Source organism: Indiicoccus explosivorum, assembly GCF_002167005.1.
Classification (GTDB): domain Bacteria; phylum Bacillota; class Bacilli; order Bacillales_A; family Planococcaceae; genus Indiicoccus; species Indiicoccus explosivorum.
In genome coordinates, this window is record NZ_NHTN01000053.1 from 1 (window position 1) to 18,095 (window position 18,095).

20 protein-coding genes are annotated in these 18,095 nt (G+C 55.1%); 18 read left to right on the top strand and 2 right to left on the bottom strand.

What is annotated here, in order from left to right:
* Positions 1-221: 221 nt before the first annotated feature.
* From CCE92_RS12980 to CCE92_RS13020, 9 genes are all read left to right on the top strand, one after another.
* On the top strand, positions 222-461 hold the full coding sequence (locus CCE92_RS12980) for a hypothetical protein (RefSeq protein WP_088008551.1): 240 nt from the start codon (positions 222-224) through the stop codon (positions 459-461).
* A complete protein-coding gene (locus CCE92_RS12985) occupies positions 458-895 on the top strand; it encodes an RrF2 family transcriptional regulator (RefSeq protein WP_088008553.1) in 438 nt (145 codons plus the stop codon). Before CCE92_RS12980 ends, CCE92_RS12985 begins: the two co-directional genes overlap by 4 nt.
* Before the next feature lie 95 nt (positions 896-990).
* Positions 991-1,974, top strand: a complete 984-nt coding sequence (locus tag CCE92_RS12990; protein ID WP_088008555.1) for a LacI family DNA-binding transcriptional regulator — start codon at positions 991-993, stop codon at positions 1,972-1,974.
* Complete coding sequence (gene rbsK, locus CCE92_RS12995; protein WP_088008557.1) at positions 1,971-2,852, top strand: ribokinase; 882 nt, start codon at positions 1,971-1,973, stop codon at positions 2,850-2,852. Before CCE92_RS12990 ends, rbsK begins: the two co-directional genes overlap by 4 nt.
* Positions 2,849-3,235, top strand: a complete 387-nt coding sequence (rbsD, locus tag CCE92_RS13000) for a D-ribose pyranase (RefSeq protein ID WP_088008559.1) — start codon at positions 2,849-2,851, stop codon at positions 3,233-3,235. Before rbsK ends, rbsD begins: the two co-directional genes overlap by 4 nt.
* Before the next feature lie 16 nt (positions 3,236-3,251).
* A complete protein-coding gene (locus CCE92_RS13005; protein ID WP_088008561.1) occupies positions 3,252-4,754 on the top strand; it encodes a sugar ABC transporter ATP-binding protein in 1,503 nt (500 codons plus the stop codon).
* Complete coding sequence (locus tag CCE92_RS13010; RefSeq protein WP_175578103.1) at positions 4,741-5,682, top strand: ABC transporter permease subunit; 942 nt, start codon at positions 4,741-4,743, stop codon at positions 5,680-5,682. The genes CCE92_RS13005 and CCE92_RS13010 overlap by 14 nt, the downstream gene beginning before the upstream one ends.
* Positions 5,683-5,698: 16 nt before the next feature.
* Entirely contained in the window at positions 5,699-6,619 is a 921-nt protein-coding gene (rbsB, locus tag CCE92_RS13015; protein ID WP_088008563.1) for a ribose ABC transporter substrate-binding protein RbsB, read from the top strand.
* A gap of 111 nt (positions 6,620-6,730) precedes the next feature.
* Entirely contained in the window at positions 6,731-7,408 is a 678-nt protein-coding gene (locus CCE92_RS13020) for an SOS response-associated peptidase (protein WP_088008565.1), read from the top strand.
* 83 nt (positions 7,409-7,491) lie between these two features.
* Here the strand turns inward: CCE92_RS13020 and CCE92_RS13025 are convergent, their stop codons facing one another.
* On the bottom strand, positions 7,492-8,514 hold the full coding sequence (locus tag CCE92_RS13025) for a DUF4097 family beta strand repeat-containing protein (RefSeq protein WP_088008567.1): 1,023 nt from the start codon (positions 8,512-8,514) through the stop codon (positions 7,492-7,494).
* The gene (locus CCE92_RS13030) at positions 8,489-8,830 is read right to left on the bottom strand and encodes a PadR family transcriptional regulator (RefSeq protein ID WP_088008569.1); all 342 of its coding nucleotides are present in this window, start codon (positions 8,828-8,830) and stop codon (positions 8,489-8,491) included. The genes CCE92_RS13025 and CCE92_RS13030 overlap by 26 nt, the downstream gene beginning before the upstream one ends.
* A 225-nt stretch (positions 8,831-9,055) precedes the next feature.
* On the opposite strand from CCE92_RS13030, the gene CCE92_RS13035 reads away from it, so the two are divergent.
* The 9 genes from CCE92_RS13035 to CCE92_RS13075 all read left to right on the top strand — a co-directional run bounded on the left by CCE92_RS13035 (position 9,056) and on the right by CCE92_RS13075 (position 18,036).
* Positions 9,056-9,505 carry an Lrp/AsnC family transcriptional regulator gene (locus CCE92_RS13035; protein WP_088008571.1) on the top strand — a complete coding sequence of 150 codons (450 nt, stop codon included), beginning with the start codon at positions 9,056-9,058 and terminating at the stop codon, positions 9,503-9,505.
* Between the two features lie 301 nt (positions 9,506-9,806).
* Positions 9,807-10,748: a nickel ABC transporter permease gene (gene nikB / locus CCE92_RS13040; RefSeq protein WP_088008573.1), complete on the top strand. Its 942-nt coding sequence runs from the start codon at positions 9,807-9,809 to the stop codon at positions 10,746-10,748.
* A gap of 16 nt (positions 10,749-10,764) precedes the next feature.
* Positions 10,765-11,658, top strand: coding sequence for an ABC transporter permease (locus CCE92_RS13045; protein WP_175578101.1), 894 nt, complete (start codon positions 10,765-10,767; stop codon positions 11,656-11,658).
* 22 nt (positions 11,659-11,680) lie between these two features.
* Complete coding sequence (locus CCE92_RS13050) at positions 11,681-13,255, top strand: glutathione ABC transporter substrate-binding protein (RefSeq protein WP_088008577.1); 1,575 nt, start codon at positions 11,681-11,683, stop codon at positions 13,253-13,255.
* Positions 13,256-13,265: 10 nt separating this feature from the next.
* A complete protein-coding gene (locus CCE92_RS13055; RefSeq protein ID WP_088008579.1) occupies positions 13,266-14,282 on the top strand; it encodes an ABC transporter ATP-binding protein in 1,017 nt (338 codons plus the stop codon).
* Positions 14,257-15,246, top strand: a complete 990-nt coding sequence (locus CCE92_RS13060; RefSeq protein ID WP_088008646.1) for an ABC transporter ATP-binding protein — start codon at positions 14,257-14,259, stop codon at positions 15,244-15,246. Before CCE92_RS13055 ends, CCE92_RS13060 begins: the two co-directional genes overlap by 26 nt.
* Before the next feature lie 62 nt (positions 15,247-15,308).
* Positions 15,309-16,913, top strand: coding sequence for a gamma-glutamyltransferase family protein (locus CCE92_RS13065; RefSeq protein WP_088008581.1), 1,605 nt, complete (start codon positions 15,309-15,311; stop codon positions 16,911-16,913).
* Positions 16,910-17,506 (top strand): chromate transporter, encoded by a 597-nt coding sequence (locus tag CCE92_RS13070; protein WP_241536052.1) that lies wholly within the window; start codon positions 16,910-16,912, stop codon positions 17,504-17,506. Before CCE92_RS13065 ends, CCE92_RS13070 begins: the two co-directional genes overlap by 4 nt.
* Positions 17,503-18,036 carry a chromate transporter gene (locus CCE92_RS13075; RefSeq protein ID WP_088008583.1) on the top strand — a complete coding sequence of 178 codons (534 nt, stop codon included), beginning with the start codon at positions 17,503-17,505 and terminating at the stop codon, positions 18,034-18,036. The genes CCE92_RS13070 and CCE92_RS13075 overlap by 4 nt, the downstream gene beginning before the upstream one ends.
* The last annotated feature ends 59 nt before the right edge of the window (positions 18,037-18,095 follow it).

An 18,095-nucleotide genomic window follows, 5' to 3' on the forward strand; every position in this document is an offset into this window, starting at 1 on the left:
GTGCAGAGTCGAAATAGGGTGCTGCAGAGTCGAAATGGAGCGCTGCAGAGTCGAAATACACCACTCCACGCCGGACACCCAAAGACCGAACCGGCGCTGCCCCTGATAAATTAACTTTTTCCGCTTTCCATTCTTTATTAGCTGAAAACTTTTGTTATAATTATAGATAATAAGAGTCTTTAATAACCGTAATGGAATTTCCACGACAGGAGGCGGAAGAAATGGTATTTTTAAAAGACATATTGGCCAGGGATGTTGCCGTGTTTGCCTCATCGGACCGCGCTTGTATCAACCGGCTGGAGCAGAAGCTGCAGGAGCGGAATTTCCGCTGCTACACGGATACGCGCTGTTATCCGGTCTGCGTCGTGAAGTGCCCGGCGCGGGAAGCGGGGGTGGTGAAGGACTGGCTGTGCGAAACCGGATTTACATGTGATAAAGAAATGGGGAATGGAAAGCCATGAAGTATTCAAAAGCGACGGATTACGCGCTGCACACGATGATGCATCTTTCCAATGTGCCGGCCGGGCAGACGATGGGCGTGGTCCCGCTGGCGGAAGCGCAGGATGTATCGGCGACTTACTTATCGAAAATATTGACCAAGCTCGTTAAAGCGGGGCTGATCGAGTCGGCGCCGGGTGTCAACGGCGGATATAAAATCAGGAAGCGGGCGGAAGATGCGTCTTTCCTGGATGTGATCCACGCGGTCGAGGGGGAGATGTCGCTTTTCAGCTGTACGGCGGATCATGTGGAGCTGAAAGAGGATGAGGACTGCCTGATCGCTGAAGTGATGGATGAAGCGGAGCTCCACATGAAGCAGTTTCTCGGACGGAAGCTCATTAAAGACGTTGCCCGGAAGTTCAACGAACGGCATGCTGTCACTTTCAGCGATTCTTGATCGGATCGTGCAAAAATAAGTTTGACAATTGAAGTGAAACCGTTTATATTTTGTGTAACCGGTTACACACACCAGATGGGAAGTGAAGCGCCGAAATGACGACAATTCGGGATGTAGCAAAAAAAGCGGGCGTTTCTGTCGCGACGGTATCCCGCTACCTGAATGGGAACGGCTATGTGAGCAAAGACGCCGAAAAAGCCGTGGAAGCGGCTGTAAAAGAGCTCGATTATGAAATCAACCAAGTGGCCAGGTCCCTGAACACGAAAAAATCGAATTTGATCGGCCTGATCCTGCCGGATATTACGAATCCGTTTTTTCCGGAACTTGCCCGGGCGGTGGAAGACGTGGCGCTGACTTATGGCTATACCGTCATTTTGTGCAATTCGGACGAGAACCCCGAAAAGGAAAGGAATTATACGGAACAGCTGAAGAAAAAGTACATCGGCGGATTTATTGTGATCTCCAATCAGCTGGACGCGCCGCATTACACCGACATCAAACTGCCGATCGTCGCCTTGGACCGCGCCATAAATGAAAGCGTTCCCATCGTTTCTTCCAATAACCGCGAAGGGGCGGCACTCGGCACACGGGCGCTTTTGGACAGGGGCTGCCGGAATATCCTGTTCCTCCGGGGGCCAGAGGAGCTGAATCCGGCGAATGACCGCTATGAAGGTTTCATGGCGGAGATCGACGGGGCGGATGCGCATTTTTCGGTGTTGACTGGTCCTTTCCATTTCGAGGAATCGGAGGAATTGGTCGAATCTTTTCTGAAAGCGCATCCGGAGACGGACGGGATATTTGCGAGCAGTGATGTGTCGGCGGCCGGCGCTCTGAAGGCTGCGCATAAACTGGGCATAGATGTGCCGGAAGACCTCCAGATCATCGGATTCGACGGCATCTCGATGGGGGAGATGCTGTCGCCGGGACTGACGACAGTCGCACAGGACATATATGAAATGGGAGCGGTCGCAGCGCGGATGCTGATCAAGCTCATCGAAAACCAGCCGCTGGAAGAGCGGTTCCATGAAGTGCCTGTGAAACTGATAGTACGGGGAACAACGAGGAGCGTGAGGACATGATTACAGTGGTCGGAAGCATCAACATGGATCTCGTCGTGAGAAGTCCGCGTTTTCCGGAACAGGGCGAAACGATACTCGGGGATCTGTATACGACAGCGCCAGGCGGGAAAGGCGCGAACCAGGCGGTGGCGGCGGCGAGGCTCGGCAGCGGGGTCCGGATGGTCGGCGCAGTCGGCACGGACCTGTTCGGGGATGAACTGCTCGAAACGCTCAAGCAGGAAGGCATCGATGCCGAGGCGGTCACCCGTCAGGAAGGGACGAGCGGAATTGCGAACATCCTCCTGTCGGAAGGGGATAACCGGATTATCGTCGTGCCGGGCGCGAACCATAAAATCGATGAATCGCTGGCCGACCGCATGGCGTCCGTCCTGGCGGAGAGTGAAGCAGTAGTGACGCAGCTGGAGCTTCCGTTTCCGCTGGTCCGGCGGACGCTCGAAATCTGCCGGGAGCATGGCGTGCCGTCAATTTTGAATCCGGCGCCAGCTGCTGCGGAAGCGAAAGGCCTTCTGGAATTGGCCGCATACATAACACCGAATGAAACAGAAGCGGCGGCGCTTTTCGGGGCGGAATGGCTGCGTGCACTCGAGCGGTATCCGAACCGCCTCATTGTGACGCAGGGCAAGCGGGGCGCCTGTTTCCATGACGGCAAGCGGATCGTCGAAGTGCCGGGCTTCCCGGCGGAGGCAGTCGATACGACGGGTGCCGGCGATACGTTCAATGGCGCTTTGGCAGCCGCGTTCGCCGAAGGGACGGACCTGGCGGAAGCGGTCCGCTTCGCGAACGCGGCGGCATCGCTGGCGGTCGAGAAACTCGGCGCGCAGAGCGGGATGCCGTCCCGCCAGGCGGTCGCAGCGCGGATGGCAGGTGAGGAAGATTGAAAAAACAGGGCATGCTGAATCGGGATATCGCCGCCGCCCTGGCATCTTTCGGACATACCGATCTTCTCGTCATCGCGGACTGCGGACTGCCGATCCCGCCCGGTGTGCCGTGCGTCGATTTGTCGTACCGCATCGGGAAGCCGGGATTCCTGGAGATCCTTCATGCGGTGCTGGAGGACTTCGAAGCGGAAGCCGGGTTTATTGCTGAAGAAATAAAGTCGGGCAACCCGGAAACGGAAAGCGCCATCCGGGAAGCGATTGCGCCGGAATATATCAGTCACGACGAACTGAAGAAGCTGAGCGCGCAGGCCCGGCTGATCATCCGGACCGGTGAAGCGACTCCGTATGCGAACATCATCCTGCGTTCCGGTGTCATTTTTTAAAAGGAGGTGACGGCAGATGATCACCATGAAAGGGATTTCCAAGTCCTTCAGCGGCAATAAAGTATTGGACAATGTCGATTTCTCCCTCGAGAAAGGGGAAATCCACGCTTTAATGGGCGAGAACGGGGCCGGGAAATCCACGCTGATGAAAATACTGACGGGGATTTATTCAAGGGACAGCGGAACGGTCACGGTGAAAGGCAAAGAAGTGAACTTCCGGGCGCCCCGGGAAGCGGAAGAGGCCGGCATCGCGGTCATCCATCAGGAGCTGAACATCCTTCCAGACCTTTCCGTGACAGACAACCTTTTCCTCGGCAAAGAGCGGACGGCGGGTCCGACCGGAATTTTGAAAACGAAGGAGATGCGGGAACAGACCCGTTCGGTCCTGGCCGAACTCGGGCTGCACGTGAATCCTTCGCAGCCTGCGCGGACGCTGTCTGTCGGCCAGCAGCAGATCGTGGAAATCGCGAAAGCGCTGTCGGCCAATGCAGAAGTGATCATCATGGACGAACCGACCGCCGCGCTTACTGATCGGGAGATCGCCACACTGTTCGAGACCATTGAGCGGCTGCAGAAAAAGGGTGTGTCCTTCGTCTATATCTCCCACCGCATGGAAGAGATCTTCTCGATCTGTGACCGCATCACGGTCCTGCGCGACGGCGAATACGTCGGCACGAAGCGGATCGCCGATACTTCATTCGAAGAAATCGTCCAGCTGATGGTCGGCCGGGAACTGGGGGAGCGGTTCCCGAAACGGAGCGCTGACATCGGGGATGTCCGTCTGTCTGTAGCGGGTCTGAGCCGGAAAGGCTGTTTCCGGGATGTCGATTTCACCGTCAGGCAAGGGGAAGTCGTGGCGATCGCCGGACTGATGGGAGCGGGCCGGACCGAAGTGGCGCAGTCCTTATTCGGTTACAAGAAACCGGACGGCGGAACCATCGAATTCGACGGCCGCCCAGTGAAAATCGACTCCCCGCAGGCCGCCAAACGGCTGGGGATCGGCTATGTCACCGAGGACCGGAAGTCTGAAGGGCTGATCCTCGATTTCACCGTGGAAGAGAACATCAGCCTCACCAACTATGCATCCATTTCGAAGAACGGCGTCGTTTCCGCCCCTAAAGAGCGGTCCCTGTATGAGCAGATGGTGGAACGCATCGGCATCCGGACGTCCGGTCCCGATCAGGCGGTCAAGTCGCTGAGCGGCGGAAACCAGCAAAAAGTGGTCATTGCCAAATGGCTTGGCATCGCGCCGAAACTCCTCATCCTCGATGAACCGACACGCGGCGTGGACATCGGGGCGAAAAAAGAGATTTACTCCATCATCAATGGGCTCGCTGAACAAGGAGTTTCCATTCTGATGATTTCATCCGAGCTTCCTGAAGTGCTGGGAATGGCCGACCGTGTCCTCGTCATGCACGAAGGGCGGCTGGCGGCGGATCTTCCGAAAGCGGAACTGACTCAGGAACTTATCATGCATCATGCGACAGGAGGCGGGAAACTTGCTGATGAAAGCAGCTAATACTTCATTTCTGCAGAAAGTAGGGCCGCTGGCGGGCCTGATTCTGATCGTCCTCATCATTTCGATCCTGAATCCTGACTTTCTGTCCCTCACCAACATACTGAACGTCCTGCGGCAAGTGTCGATCAATGCACTGATCGCATTCGGGATGACGTTCGTCATTCTCACAGGCGGCATCGATTTGTCCGTCGGCTCGATTCTGGCGCTGACCGGCGCCGTGACGGCAAGCCTGCTGGCAAGCGGGATGGATCCGGTGCTGGCCATGCTGATCGGCCTGCTCGTCGGGACCGTTCTCGGGGCGATCAACGGCATCATCATCGCGAAAGGGAACATCGCACCATTCATTGCCACACTGGCGACCATGACCATTTATCGGGGCCTGACGCTGGTCTATACAGAAGGCCGGCCGATTTCCGGCCTCGCCGGTGACAGCCTGGTATTCGAAATGATCGGGAAAGGCTATTTTTTCTTCATCCCGGTCCCTGTCATCACCATGCTCGTGAGTTTCTTGATCCTGTTTTTCATTTTACGGAAAACGACGTTCGGCAGACGGGTCTACGCTGTCGGCGGCAATGAAGAAGCTTCAATCCTGGCCGGCATCAACGCGGACCGGATCAAAATCTACGTCTACTCACTGACGGGCCTGCTGACAGGTTTGGCGGCGCTGATCCAGACATCGCGCCTCAACTCCGCGCAGCCGACGGCAGGTGAAATGTTCGAACTGGACGCCATTGCGGCAGTGGTCCTGGGCGGCACCAGCCTGACAGGCGGACGGGGCTGGATCATCGGGACGCTGATCGGTGCCCTTATCATCGGGGTCTTGAACAACGGCCTTAACCTCATCGGGGTTTCCTCCTTCTTCCAGCAAGTGGTGAAGGGTGCAGTTATATTACTCGCGGTTCTGCTGGACCGTAAAAAAACAACTTAAAGGAGAGTGTCGGAAAATGAAGAAATACTGGTTATCGTTCCTTCTTGTCGCAGTTACATTGCTTGCCGCATGTTCGCTGGAGGCGCCGGAAACGGCGGAAGAAGCGGAAGGCGGAGAAGAAGCAGCAGATGGTGAGCAGACGATCGGCTTTTCGATCTCCACGCTGAACAACCCATTTTTCGTCACATTGAGCGAAGGGGCGGAAGCGAAAGCGGAAGAACTCGGTGCGGAACTTGAAGTCGTCGATGCACAGGATGACGCGGCCAAGCAGGTCAGCGATATCGAAGACCTGATCCAGCAGGACGTGGATCTTATCCTGGTCAATCCGGTTGATTCGGCAGCGGTCGTCACTGCAGTCGAAGCAGCGAATGAAGCCGGCATCCCGGTCATCACAGTCGACCGCAGCGCGGAAGGCGGGGAAGTCATTTCCCACATCGCTTCGGATAACGTGGCGGGCGGCGAAATGGCCGGCGAATACTTGCTGTCCTTGGTCGGTGAAGGTGCGAATGTCGCGGAACTGCAAGGAATTCCCGGTGCGTCCGCTACACGTGAACGCGGTGAAGGATTCAACAATGTAGCGGCTGACAGCCTGAATGTCGTCGCTCAGCAGACAGCCAACTTCAATCGGGCGGAAGGCCTGACGGTCATGGAGGACATTCTCCAGGCGAACCCGGATATCGAAGGTGTATTCGCCCACAATGATGAAATGGCGCTTGGCGCACTCGAAGCACTTGAAGCTGCCGGAAAAGACATCCCGGTAGTCGGCTTCGATGCGACGGAGGATGCAGTCCAAGCCGTGGAAGAAGGCCGTCTTGCCGGAACGATTGCGCAAAAACCGGAACTGATCGGCCAAAAAGCGGTGGAAACCGCGATTTCCGCTTTGGAAGGGGAAGAAGTGGAAGCTTCCATCCCGGTTGAACTGGAACTGATAAAGTGACCGACTGAGCACTGCAGCGATGCAGTGCTTTTTCTCGCGGTTTTCTGCCGGGTTTTCGGGTAAAGGAATGAAAAAGGCAGCGCTCCAGGCTGCCGGACAGGAGGGGTAGGCGTGTGCGGAAGATTTTCACTGTACTCGGATTTCAGGGTGATCGTCGACCGGTTCCATGTCGATGAAGTGACATTCGATGAAACGGAATACGAAGCAAGCTACAACATCGCACCTTCCCAGCAAGTCGTCGCCGTCATCAGTGACGGCACCGGGAACCGGCTCGGATTTCTCCGCTGGGGGCTCATTCCGCCGTGGGCGAAGGATGCGAAGATCGGCTACAAGATGATCAACGCCCGTGCGGAAACAGCGGCGGATAAACCGAGCTATCGGAATGCGTTCAAGAAAAAACGGTGCCTTGTCGTGGCCGACTCTTTCTATGAATGGCGGCGCACAGAAGACGGAAAGCAGCCGATGCTGATCAGGATGAAAAACGGGGAACCGTTCGCCTTTGCCGGCTTGTGGGAAGCGTGGAAATCACCGGAAGGGGAAACGGTCTACTCCTGCTCCATCCTGACGACCGAGCCGAACGAACTGATGGAAACCATTCATGACCGCATGCCGGTCGTGCTGGCGAAAGAAGACGAGCAGCGCTGGATCGACCCTTCGATCCAGGATGAGGAAATCCTGACGGATATGCTCAAGCCCTATGACGGAAACGAAATGGAGGCGTACCCGGTATCCCCGGACGTCAATTCCCCGAAGAACAACAGCCCTGAGCTGATCGAACGCGTCAGCTGAAACAAACGAAAAGCACTTGCCGCTCTATTCCCGGCAAGTGCTTTTTACTGCAGATTAAATATCTCTGCCCCAGATCCACCAGCTTACAGCTTCACGACGGCGATGCTTCCATTGTCCGACTTCAGGTGGAGCGAGTGCTCGCCGTTCCCGAACGTCTGCTGACGGATCTTCTCGCCGAATACGCGGATGCTTCCCCAGTCCGTGCGGGCGGTGATGACGGTATTGACCGGTTCACGGGCCGTCTCCACCGTGATGCTCCCGTTGTCCGTCTCGAGGCTGATGTCCCGCTCGAGGTCTTCCGTCAGCAGCCGGATCCGCCCGTTATCGGTTTTAGCCATAACCGAGGCATGGATGTCCGTCATGTCGATTCTGCCATTATCGGATTTCACCCGGATGTTGCCGCCTGAAATCCGGGAAAGATCCACCCTTCCGTTCGACGAACTGGCCAGCAGTTCAGCAGCGGTCACGTCTTCAAGTTCCACCCGTCCGTTATCCGACTGGGCGCGCATCCTTTCGGCACGGAGGCGCCGCCCGAGGATCCGTCCGTTATCCGACTTGAAATGGATCATCTCCGCTGCCGCCCCTTCGGCTTCAATGCGTCCGTTATCCGTTTCACAGGAAATCACACCGTACGTCCTGGAAGGGAGCTGGACGATGACGGTCGGGCTGCTGCCTGACGGTCCGAACCGGAACAATCCCCATGACTTCCGTTCTTCCTTAAGGTCGACATGGAGAGTGCGTTCCCGTACTTCCACAGTCAGATCATGCCGGTAACTTTTATCCTGCACATCGATGTGCAATTCCCCGTCATCCGATGGCAATAAAACAAGGGCACCGTTAGCGATATCGGCTTTTACATGATCGAACTCTTCTTCGCCTGCCGGAGCTACGGAAGCAAGCTGCTCCGCCGGTTTATAAGAAGCCGCCAGCTCTTCGCCGATGGAAGCGGGTGATCCCAATTCTGCTGCGATCGCTTCTTCCGATTTTCCGTCCCGCTTTCCATCCAGGAAGTATTCCCGTATGTCCTGCAGGATATCCTGCTGTTCCGTTTCGGGCAAACCGCTGATCCGCGCTTTCAACTCATTCAGAAAATGCTGTTCCGTCATGCTCCGTTCCCTCCTCGATTAATTGGTTGACGCCTTCTGTGAAGCTTTTCCATTCCTTCAGCTGCTCTGCCAGGTACTCTTTCCCCGCGTCCGTCAGGCTGTAGTATTTCCGGGGCGGACCGCCGGCGGATTCCTGAAGATATGTTGTGAAGTACCCTTCTTTCGTGAGGCGGCGAAGCAGCGGATAAACCGACCCTTCGGAAATCGCCACCCGGTTCGAGATCTTCTGGACAAGTTCATAGCCGTACCGGTCTTCTTTCGCCAGCAGCACAAGCACACACAAATCGAGCGCCCCTTTCTTGAACTGGATATTCATCATGCACCTCCTATTATTCAATAAACAGTACTGATTACTGAATACTATAATGCTTTATAACATTTAATGCAAGCTATTATACAAAATGCAGTACTGATGCAGTTGTTCCGTTTTGTGCAATAAAAAACCGATGAAAAACAAAATGGTCAATAAATGAAAGATTTATGTTCAAAACGAAAGTTGAGAGGTATAATGGATGAAAATGGGACATAAGCAGGTGACAAAATGAAAATTGATGAGACAGATAAGCGGATTCTGGAAATTTTAACGAAGAACGGCCGCGCTTCCTATGTAGACATCGGGAAGGAGTTGAACTTATCCCGTGTAGCGGTCAGGGAAAGAGTGCATCAGCTGCAGGAAGAAGGGGTGATCGAGCGGTTTACAGTCGTCATCAACAGCGAAAAGATCGGAAAGGGTGTCTCCGGCTTTTTCGAAGTCGACTGCGAACCCGCTTCATTGGTGGAAGTGGCACAGGCACTGGCGGATAATCCCCAAGTGGCGAGCTGCTATCAGATGACCGGTCCTTCAACACTCCATATGCACGTGCTGGTCGATGATTTCAAGGCGCTCGAGAAGTTCATCAATGAAGAGTTATACGCTCTGGAAGGAATCTCACGGGTGGAAAGCCACATCCTGCTAAGAAGGTTCAAGAGCAGGAGCGGACTGAAACTGTGACCGGACAAGACTGCCTGAAGGCGGTCTTTTTTTTATTCCTTCAGTAATCAGGAGGATAAGTAAGCGCTTTCTGAATGCTGAACTTTTTGACGAAAAAAATTGAAAAAAACATTCGAAAAGGAATACAATTTAGCTATTTAGATACCTTTTGAACGATTTAAACTAGGAAATATGAACTTTTTAGAATTTTAGTGTGGATTTTTAAATTTCTGTGTTTTATAATTACTTTCAACTCTTTGATTCCTTTTGTTAAACGAAAGGCTAAAAAAGATTAACAAACGAAAGGGGAGGTGGGAATGGAATGTTCGCTCTCGTAGTCAGACGTTTTTTTCAACTGCTGTTCTTGCTGTTGGGAATATCTTTTTTGGTATTCTCCTCCATGTATATTGCGCCAGGCGATCCGGCAGCCATCATTGCGGGGCCGACTGCTGCCGAGTCGGATATTGAAGCTATCCGGGATAACCTCGGGCTGAACGAACCGTTCCTTGCTCAGTACGGAAGGTATTTGAGTAACGCGGTACAAGGAGACCTCGGGTATTCCTATCAGACGAAGCAGCCGGTGTGGGAGGCGATCATGATCCGCTTTCCGAACACCTTAAAACTGGCGATCGCCAGCATGATCGTGGCAGTCATCATCGGCATTATTGCCGGACTTGTTTCGGCGCTCCGCCAGAACTCTCTGTGGGATGTATCGGCGACGACATTTGCACTTGCCGGCATCTCCATTCCGAATTTCTGGCTGGGGGCAGTTCTTATCCTGGTTTTTGCAGTGAATCTGGAATGGCTGCCAGTCGGCGGGCTGAGCAGTCCATGGTACACGCTGGATGGGGTGAAGGAGCTGATCCTGCCGGCGATCACACTCGGCACCGCATCAGCAGCGATGATCGCCAGGATGGCCCGTTCCTCGATGCTTGAAGTCATCCGTGCCGATTATGTGCGGACGGCCCGGGCAAAAGGGGTGAAGGAAGGCAGTGTCATCTGGATCCATACATTGAAAAATGCGATGATCCCGATCATCACCGTCATCGGTCTCAATTTCGGTTTCCTGCTCGGAGGGACCATCATCACGGAAAAGGTCTTCGCCATCAATGGCGTCGGCCGGCTGATGATCGATGCGATTGCTGCCCGTGATTTCCCGATGGTACAGGGTTCGGTCCTCCTGGTGGCCGCTTTGTTCGTGATCGTCAATCTGGCGGTCGACATCATTTATACGTACATCGATCCTCGGATCAGTTATGACTAACAAGGAGGGGAGTTCCATGACAACGACGGTCCAGCCGGTGCCGCACCAGGAAAATCGAAAGAAACGCGAGAAGTACTATGTCACCACGCTGAAACGGCTGTTTTCCAATAAGCTCGCGATTGCCGGTCTTGTTATCGTCGTGCTGCAAGTGCTGATGGCGATCTTCGCGCCGCTCATTACACCGTATGATCCGGTGGCGCAGAATCTGATGAAAAGTGAATTGCCGGTTTTCAGTGAAGGCCATTGGCTCGGCACCGACAATTACGGCCGGGACGTCTGGAGCCGGATCGTATACGGCGCCCGCATCTCTCTTGTCGTCGGTGTCGTCGCGGTCTCGCTCGGCCTGATCGGCGGCGTGACACTCGGACTTCTCGGCGGCTACTACCGGAAGCTCGATTCACCGATCATGCGGATCGTGGACTTGCTGTTCTCATTCCCGGGGATTTTGCTGGCGATGCTCATCATCGCCATTCTCGGGACGAGCCTCATCAACGTGGCGATCGCAATCAGTATTTGGTCGATTCCGACGTGTGCCCGTATTGTCAGGGGGTCCGTGCTTTCGGTAAAGGAAAAGGAATACATTATGGCGATGCGTTCGATGGGCGCTTCTGATCTCCGGATCATGGTGAAGCACATCCTGCCGAATATAACGGCGCCGATCATCGTGTTTGCGACGATGCGGATGGCAACAGCGATCCTCTCGACAGCGGCTCTCAGTTTTCTCGGACTCGGCGCACAGCCGCCGACACCGGAATGGGGCGCCATGATTTCGCAGGGTCAGGATTTTATGTGGTCCGCGCCGCATCTGACCATCGTACCTGGTATTGCCATCATGCTGACCGTGTTTGCCTTCAATGTCCTCGGCGACGGACTGCGCGATGCGCTTGACCCGAATATGAACATCGATTAACCAAACGAATGGGGGAAGTTACATGAAGAAACTTAACAAGAATTGGCTCGTTTTATTCGTACTCGGATTCGTCGTCATGCTGCTTGCGGCATGCGGGGGCAGCACGATTCCGGAAGAGGCGGTTACAGAAGCTTCCGAAGAAGGAGTGGAAGCGGCGGAAGACGTGGACCAGGAAATCGTTTATGCGGCAACAAGTGACGCGGTCGGTCTGTCGCCGATCATGACGAACGATTCCGTGTCGTCCAACGCCATTTCACAGATTTATGAAACACTGTTCGTCCGGAACCCGGAAACAATGGAAATCGAACCGAAACTCGCAGAATCGTACGAAACGCCGGATGACAAAACATGGGTCATCCACTTGAAAGAAGGCATCACATTCCAGGACGGTACGCCATTCAATGCGGAAGCGGTCAAATACACATTCGATAAACTGCGCGACCCGGCGACTGCCGCACCGCGTGCATCGCTCCTCGAACCGGTTGAAAGCGTGAACGTCATTGATGAAAATACTGTTGAAATCAAAACGAAATACCCGTACGGCCCGATGCTGGCGGCGCTTTCCCATACGAACGCTTCCATCGTCAGCCCGACAGCGGATCAAGCACAGGATCTGATGCAGCAGCCGGTCGGCACTGGCCCATTCCAGTTCGTCGAGTGGACACAGGGTGAATCCCTCGTCCTCGAAGACAACCCGGATTATTGGGGAGGGGCACCTGAGCTCGATAAAGTGACATTCAAAGTGGTACCTGAAATTTCGACAGCCATCTCGATGCTCCAGACAGGCGAAGTCGATTTCATCGACGGTCTGCCTTCTGATCAGATCGACCGCATCCGTTCACTGGATAATGTGGAAGTGCTTGAAAAGCCGGGCACACCGGTGTACTACCTGAACTTCAACTTCAGTAAGGAAATGAACCAGGATCCGGAATTCCGGAAAGCAGTCGCAGCAGCAATCAACCGCGACGCATTCGTTGAGAACCTGAACGGACTCGGAGTCCGCAGTGACTCCGTCATCGGACCGAAAGTATTCGGCTATACAGAAGAAGCGGACAACGGCGGACAGGCGTATGATCCGGAACTGGCAAAGCAGCTCGTTGAGGAAAACGGCTATGGCGACCAGACCATCAAAATGCTTGTTGCCAACCGCGATAATTATATGCAAATGGCTGAAATCGCACAGGCACAGCTTGCGGAAGCAGGGTTCGACGTAGCGATCGAAACGATGGAATGGGGAACGTTCCTCGATGCGACAGCAGCAGGCGAATATGACCTGACTTTCCTCGGCTGGTCGAACGTAACAGGCGACGGATCAGAGCTTCTGTACCCGAACTTCCATTCAGACAATATCGGAGCTTCGAACCGTTCACAGTACAGCAACCCGGAATTCGATGAACTTGTCAACGCATCCCGCGTGACGGTCGATCAGGACGCGCGCAAGCAAGCCCTGATCGAAGCGAATCAGCTGTTACTGGACGAAACCGCAACAGTCGTCATGAATCATGGTGTTGTAACAGCTGCAACTGCAGATGATGTACAAGGACTGAAACTGGATCCGAACGGCCAGTGGTTCCTGGAAAACGTAACAAGAGAGTAGGAGGATGAGTATGCAGGAGGCATTGCTTGAAGTGAAAAACTTAGTGACTTCCTTCCGCACAGCCGATGGGACGCTGCAGGCCGTGAAAGATGTCTCCTTCGAAGTAAAAAAAGGGGAGACGCTCTGCATCGTCGGGGAATCCGGCTGCGGCAAGAGCATCACATCCCTTTCGGTTATCGGGCTTTTGCCGCAGAACGGTTCAATCGAAAGCGGCGAAGTGCTGCTGGAAGGCAAGCCGATCCAGGATCTGTCGCACGAAGAAATGCGCAGACTCCGCGGCAACCGGATTTCGATGATTTTCCAGGAGCCGATGACGGCACTGAACCCGGTCCTGACGATCGGGTACCAGCTCCGTGAACCGCTCCTGCTCCATCGGAATGTATCCAAAAAGGAAGCGACCGTGAAAGCCATCGAGTTGCTCAAGCAAGTCGGGATCCCGTATCCAGAAAAACGGCTGAAGCAGTATCCGCATGAGCTGAGCGGCGGGATGCGCCAGCGGGTGATGATCGCCATCGCCCTGGCGTGCCATCCCGGCCTGCTGATCGCGGATGAGCCGACGACGGCACTTGATGTGACGATCCAGGCGCAGATCCTCGATTTGATCAACGACTTGAAAGAAGAGCTTGGCATGGGCGTGCTTATGATCACCCACGATATGGGTGTCGTCGCGGAAGTGGCGGACCGGGTGATGGTCATGTACGCCGGCAAGAAAGTGGAAGAAGGCACGGTGGAGGAAGTGTTCGGCAATCCGAAACATCCCTATACGAAAGGGCTTCTCAATTCCGTGCCGAACATCGATGATCCGGAATTCGAACTGGAAGCCATTCCGGGCTCCATGCCGGGATTGAACGAAGAGATTTCGGGCTGCCGGTTCCATCCGCGCTGCCAGTTCGCAATGGACAAATGCAAAGTGCTCGATCCGCCGGAATTTATTGACCGGAACGGCCATACCGCAAAATGCTGGCTTCATGAAGACGAGGAGGTGAAGGCCGATGAAAGCAATGGAACAGTCACCGCCACCGTCTGAATCGAAAGTGCTCCTTGAACTGAACGGCGTCCGGAAATACTTCCCGATCAAGGGCGGCGTGCTGAAACGCGTGCAAGGCAACGTGAAAGCGGTCGAATCAATCTCCCTGAAAGTGTTTGAAGGCGAAAGCCTCGGCGTCGTCGGCGAGTCCGGCTGCGGGAAATCGACGCTCGGCCGCACCATTCTCGGCCTCGAAGAACTGACCGACGGAAAGATCATCTTCAACGATCAGGAAATCCAGGACCTGAAGAAAAAGGAAAAAAAGAAATTCGTCAAGGAAATGCAGATGATCTTCCAGGATCCATACGCGTCGCTCAATCCGCGCCAGCGGGTGGGGCACGCCCTGGATGAAGTGTTCCGGATGCACACGAAACTGCCGGCGGATGAACGCCGGATGGCCGTCGTCGATCTGCTGAAAGAAGTCGGGCTGAAAGAGGAAAGCTACGACCGCTACCCGCATGAATTTTCAGGCGGACAGCGACAGCGCATCGGCATCGCCCGGGCGATCGCACTGAATCCGCAGTTCATCATCTGCGATGAGGCGGTATCGGCACTCGACGTATCGGTTCAGGCTCAAGTGCTGAAATTGCTGAAAACGCTGCAGCGGAAGTATAATTTGTCTTATCTGTTCATTTCGCACGACTTGGGAGTTGTCCAGTATTTCTGCGACCGGGTGCTTGTCATGTATCTCGGCAATGCGGTGGAAATGGGAACGGTTAAGGATATATTCAAACATCCGCTGCATCCGTACACACAGGCGCTTCTGTCCGCTATTCCGCGGCCGAGCGTCCACGGACGCAAGGAACGAATCCGGCTGACCGGTGATATGCCGAATCCGGCTGACCCGCCGTCGGGCTGTCCGTTCCATACGCGATGCCCGATTGCACAGGATGTGTGCGTCACCGATAAGCCGGCATGGGTGGAGCATCGGGAAAACCACTTCGCTGCTTGCCATTTTGCTTGATCCCAAGCCGGGTGCGGGCCTGACCTGCATCCGGTTTTATTTTTGGAACAGGAGGATTTGTCATGGACTATTTGAATCACCCGTTTGAATCAAAACGGAATACGGTGTTTGCAAAAAAAGGGATGGTGGCGACTTCACAGCCGCTGGCGGCGCAGGCAGGCGTTGAAATCATGCAGAAAGGCGGAAACGCCATCGACGCGGCGATTGCCGCCGCTGCTGCGCTGACGGTCGTGGAGCCGACATCGAATGGGATCGGCGGCGACGCGTTCGCACTCGTATGGGTGAAAGATAAACTGCACGGCCTGAACAGTTCCGGTCCGTCCCCGAAAAGCATTTCTGTGGATGCCGTCAAAAAGCGGGGGCACGATCAGATGCCTGTCCACGGTCTGATTCCCGTAACGGTTCCCGGTGTGCCGGCGGCCTGGGCGGAACTCGCCGAAAAGTTCGGCAGACTGCCGCTTCAGGAATCGCTGAAGCCGGCCATCCGCTACGCGGAAGAAGGCTATCCGCTCACACCGATCCTCGGCAAGTACTGGAAGCTCGCTTACACTAAGTTCAAAGAGACCTTCACGGCAGAAGAATTCAAGGCGTGGTTCGATACGTTCGCTCCGGACGGACGGGCGCCGGAAATCGGGGAGATGTGGGCTTCTCCTGGTCATGCTTCGACGCTGCGGGAAATCGGTGAAACGAACGCGCGCTCGTTTTATGAAGGGGAGCTGGCTAATAAAATCGATGCATTCATGCAGCAGCATGACGGCTTTTTGCGGAAGGAAGACTTGGCCTCTTTCCGGCCGGAATGGGTGGAGCCGATATCCGCAAACTACCGCGGATACGATGTGTGGGAAATTCCGCCGAACGGCCAGGGCATGGTCGCATTGATGGCGCTGAACGTCTTCAAGCAGCAGCAAAAACCGGTGTGGCAGTCAGCCGATACATTCCATGAACAGATCGAAGCGATGAAACTGGCATTCACAGACGGTCAGGCATTCATCACGGAACCGGAAGCGATGCCTGTAGAGACCGCTCATCTCCTTTCCGACGACTATGCGCGGAAACGGGCGGCGTCCATCACGGAAACTGCCTGCGATCCCGAACCATATGAACTTCCGAAAGGCGGAACGGTTTATTTGTCGGCCGCTGACGAAGAAGGGAACATGATCTCATACATCCAAAGCAATTACATGGGCTTCGGCTCAGGTATTGTCATCCCGGAAACAGGCATCGCCCTGCAGAACCGGGGGGCCGATTTCAAGCTCGACGACAGCCATCCGAACGTGCTGAAACCCGGCAAGCGGACATACCATACCATCATCCCCGGATTCCTGACAAAGGACGGACAAGCGGTCGGCCCGTTCGGCGTCATGGGCGGATACATGCAGCCTCAAGGTCATTTTCAAGTGGTCGCAAACACCGTCGATTATCTGCTGAATCCGCAGGCTGCGCTTGATGCGCCGCGCTGGCAATGGACCGGCGGCAAAAAAGTGCTTGTGGAACCCCATTTTCCGAACTATCTCGTTCAGGCACTCATCCGGAAAGGGCATGACGTGCAGGTGATGCCGGATGGCGGACCGTTCGGACGGGGGCAGATCATTTGGCGGAATCCGGAAACCGGTGTTCTGGCAGGCGGAACAGAATCCCGGACAGACGGGGCAGTTGCTGTGTGGTGATCCACCAGAAAACCCGGACGGCCGGTGCCAGGCCGTCCAGAGTGAAACTGAATGCGGAACTGTTCGCCGCTTTTTTCCGTGTCGGTATTTTCGGGTTCGGCGGCGGCCCGTCTTCCATTCCGCTGTTCCATCAGGAAGTCGTGAAGAAATACAAGTGGATGTCGGACGATGAGTTCGGGGATACGCTCGCCTTGGCGAACACGATGCCGGGACCGATCGCGACGAAGATGGCCGGCTATATCGGCTACCGGCTCGGCGGCATCCCCGGCAGCATGACGGCGCTTGTGGCGACTGTCCTGCCGACAGTTTTCCTGATGGTGCTGCTCCTTACGATCCTGCAGTCCAACAAGGACCTGCCGTGGGTCAGCAGCATGTCTGCTGCCGTCGTTCCTGTCGTTGGCGTCATGCTCGCCGTGCTGACATGGGATTTCCTGAAAAAGTCGGGCCAGTCGCTCGGGTGGGGAAAGGCGGTTCTGCTGACAGCGGGTGCCGTGCTCCTGATGGAAGGACTCGGCCTCCATCCGGCTTTCCTGATCCTGGCCGTCCTCATTTTTGTCTTTCTTCCATTTAATAAAGGAGGCGGGGATGAATGATTTTTTGGCAGCTGTTTATCGCGTTTCTCATTCCCGGTGTCCTAGGCTACGGCGGGGGACCGGCCTCCATCCCGCTTGTTGAAGCGGAAGTAGTGGACCGCTACGGGTGGATGACGACACAGGAATTCGGGGAAGTGCTCGCGCTCGGCAACGCATTGCCCGGTCCGATCGCCACGAAGATGGCCGGCTATATCGGTTACACGGAAGGCGGGTTCCTTGGCGCGGCCGTCGCGCTGCTCGCCGCCGTCGGACCGTCGCTTGTCCTGATGATCGGTCTGATGGTGACCTTGCTGAAATACAAGGACTCCCCGAAAGTGAAGAACATCACCAAGCTGATCCGCCCGGTCATTGCGGTTCTCCTTGGAGTCATGGCGCTGCAGTTCTTCGTGGAATCCGCGGATGAAGCGGGGATTGCGGAAACGTTATTGCTCGCAGGAGCCAGTCTTTACTTGCTGGAAGTGAAAAAAATCCACCCGGCGTTCGTCATTTTGGCAGCACTAGCCTATGGTGCGGCGACGGCGTTTATTTGAAATCCAAAAGGGAACTTCCCGGACAGTATCCGGAATAAAGGCGGAAAGAGGAACTTGTT

What these genes read in the sequence shown, in the direction of transcription:
- CCE92_RS12980 (WP_088008551.1), top strand. Translation starts at nt 222, where the DNA reads ATGGTATTTTTAAAAGACATATTGGCCAGGGATGTTGCCGTGTTTGCC.
- CCE92_RS12985 (WP_088008553.1), top strand. Translation starts at nt 458, where the DNA reads ATGAAGTATTCAAAAGCGACGGATTACGCGCTGCACACGATGATGCAT.
- CCE92_RS12990 (WP_088008555.1), top strand. Translation starts at nt 991, where the DNA reads ATGACGACAATTCGGGATGTAGCAAAAAAAGCGGGCGTTTCTGTCGCG.
- rbsK (WP_088008557.1), top strand. Translation starts at nt 1,971, where the DNA reads ATGATTACAGTGGTCGGAAGCATCAACATGGATCTCGTCGTGAGAAGT.
- CCE92_RS13005 (WP_088008561.1), top strand. Translation starts at nt 3,252, where the DNA reads ATGATCACCATGAAAGGGATTTCCAAGTCCTTCAGCGGCAATAAAGTA.
- CCE92_RS13010 (WP_175578103.1), top strand. Translation starts at nt 4,741, where the DNA reads ATGAAAGCAGCTAATACTTCATTTCTGCAGAAAGTAGGGCCGCTGGCG.
- rbsB (WP_088008563.1), top strand. Translation starts at nt 5,699, where the DNA reads ATGAAGAAATACTGGTTATCGTTCCTTCTTGTCGCAGTTACATTGCTT.
- CCE92_RS13025 (WP_088008567.1), bottom strand. Translation starts at nt 8,514, where the DNA reads ATGACGGAACAGCATTTTCTGAATGAGTTGAAAGCGCGGATCAGCGGT.
- CCE92_RS13030 (WP_088008569.1), bottom strand. Translation starts at nt 8,830, where the DNA reads ATGAATATCCAGTTCAAGAAAGGGGCGCTCGATTTGTGTGTGCTTGTG.
- CCE92_RS13035 (WP_088008571.1), top strand. Translation starts at nt 9,056, where the DNA reads ATGAAAATTGATGAGACAGATAAGCGGATTCTGGAAATTTTAACGAAG.
- nikB (WP_088008573.1), top strand. Translation starts at nt 9,807, where the DNA reads ATGTTCGCTCTCGTAGTCAGACGTTTTTTTCAACTGCTGTTCTTGCTG.
- CCE92_RS13045 (WP_175578101.1), top strand. Translation starts at nt 10,765, where the DNA reads ATGACAACGACGGTCCAGCCGGTGCCGCACCAGGAAAATCGAAAGAAA.
- CCE92_RS13050 (WP_088008577.1), top strand. Translation starts at nt 11,681, where the DNA reads ATGAAGAAACTTAACAAGAATTGGCTCGTTTTATTCGTACTCGGATTC.
- CCE92_RS13055 (WP_088008579.1), top strand. Translation starts at nt 13,266, where the DNA reads ATGCAGGAGGCATTGCTTGAAGTGAAAAACTTAGTGACTTCCTTCCGC.
- CCE92_RS13060 (WP_088008646.1), top strand. Translation starts at nt 14,257, where the DNA reads ATGGAACAGTCACCGCCACCGTCTGAATCGAAAGTGCTCCTTGAACTG.
- CCE92_RS13065 (WP_088008581.1), top strand. Translation starts at nt 15,309, where the DNA reads ATGGACTATTTGAATCACCCGTTTGAATCAAAACGGAATACGGTGTTT.
- CCE92_RS13075 (WP_088008583.1), top strand. Translation starts at nt 17,503, where the DNA reads ATGATTTTTTGGCAGCTGTTTATCGCGTTTCTCATTCCCGGTGTCCTA.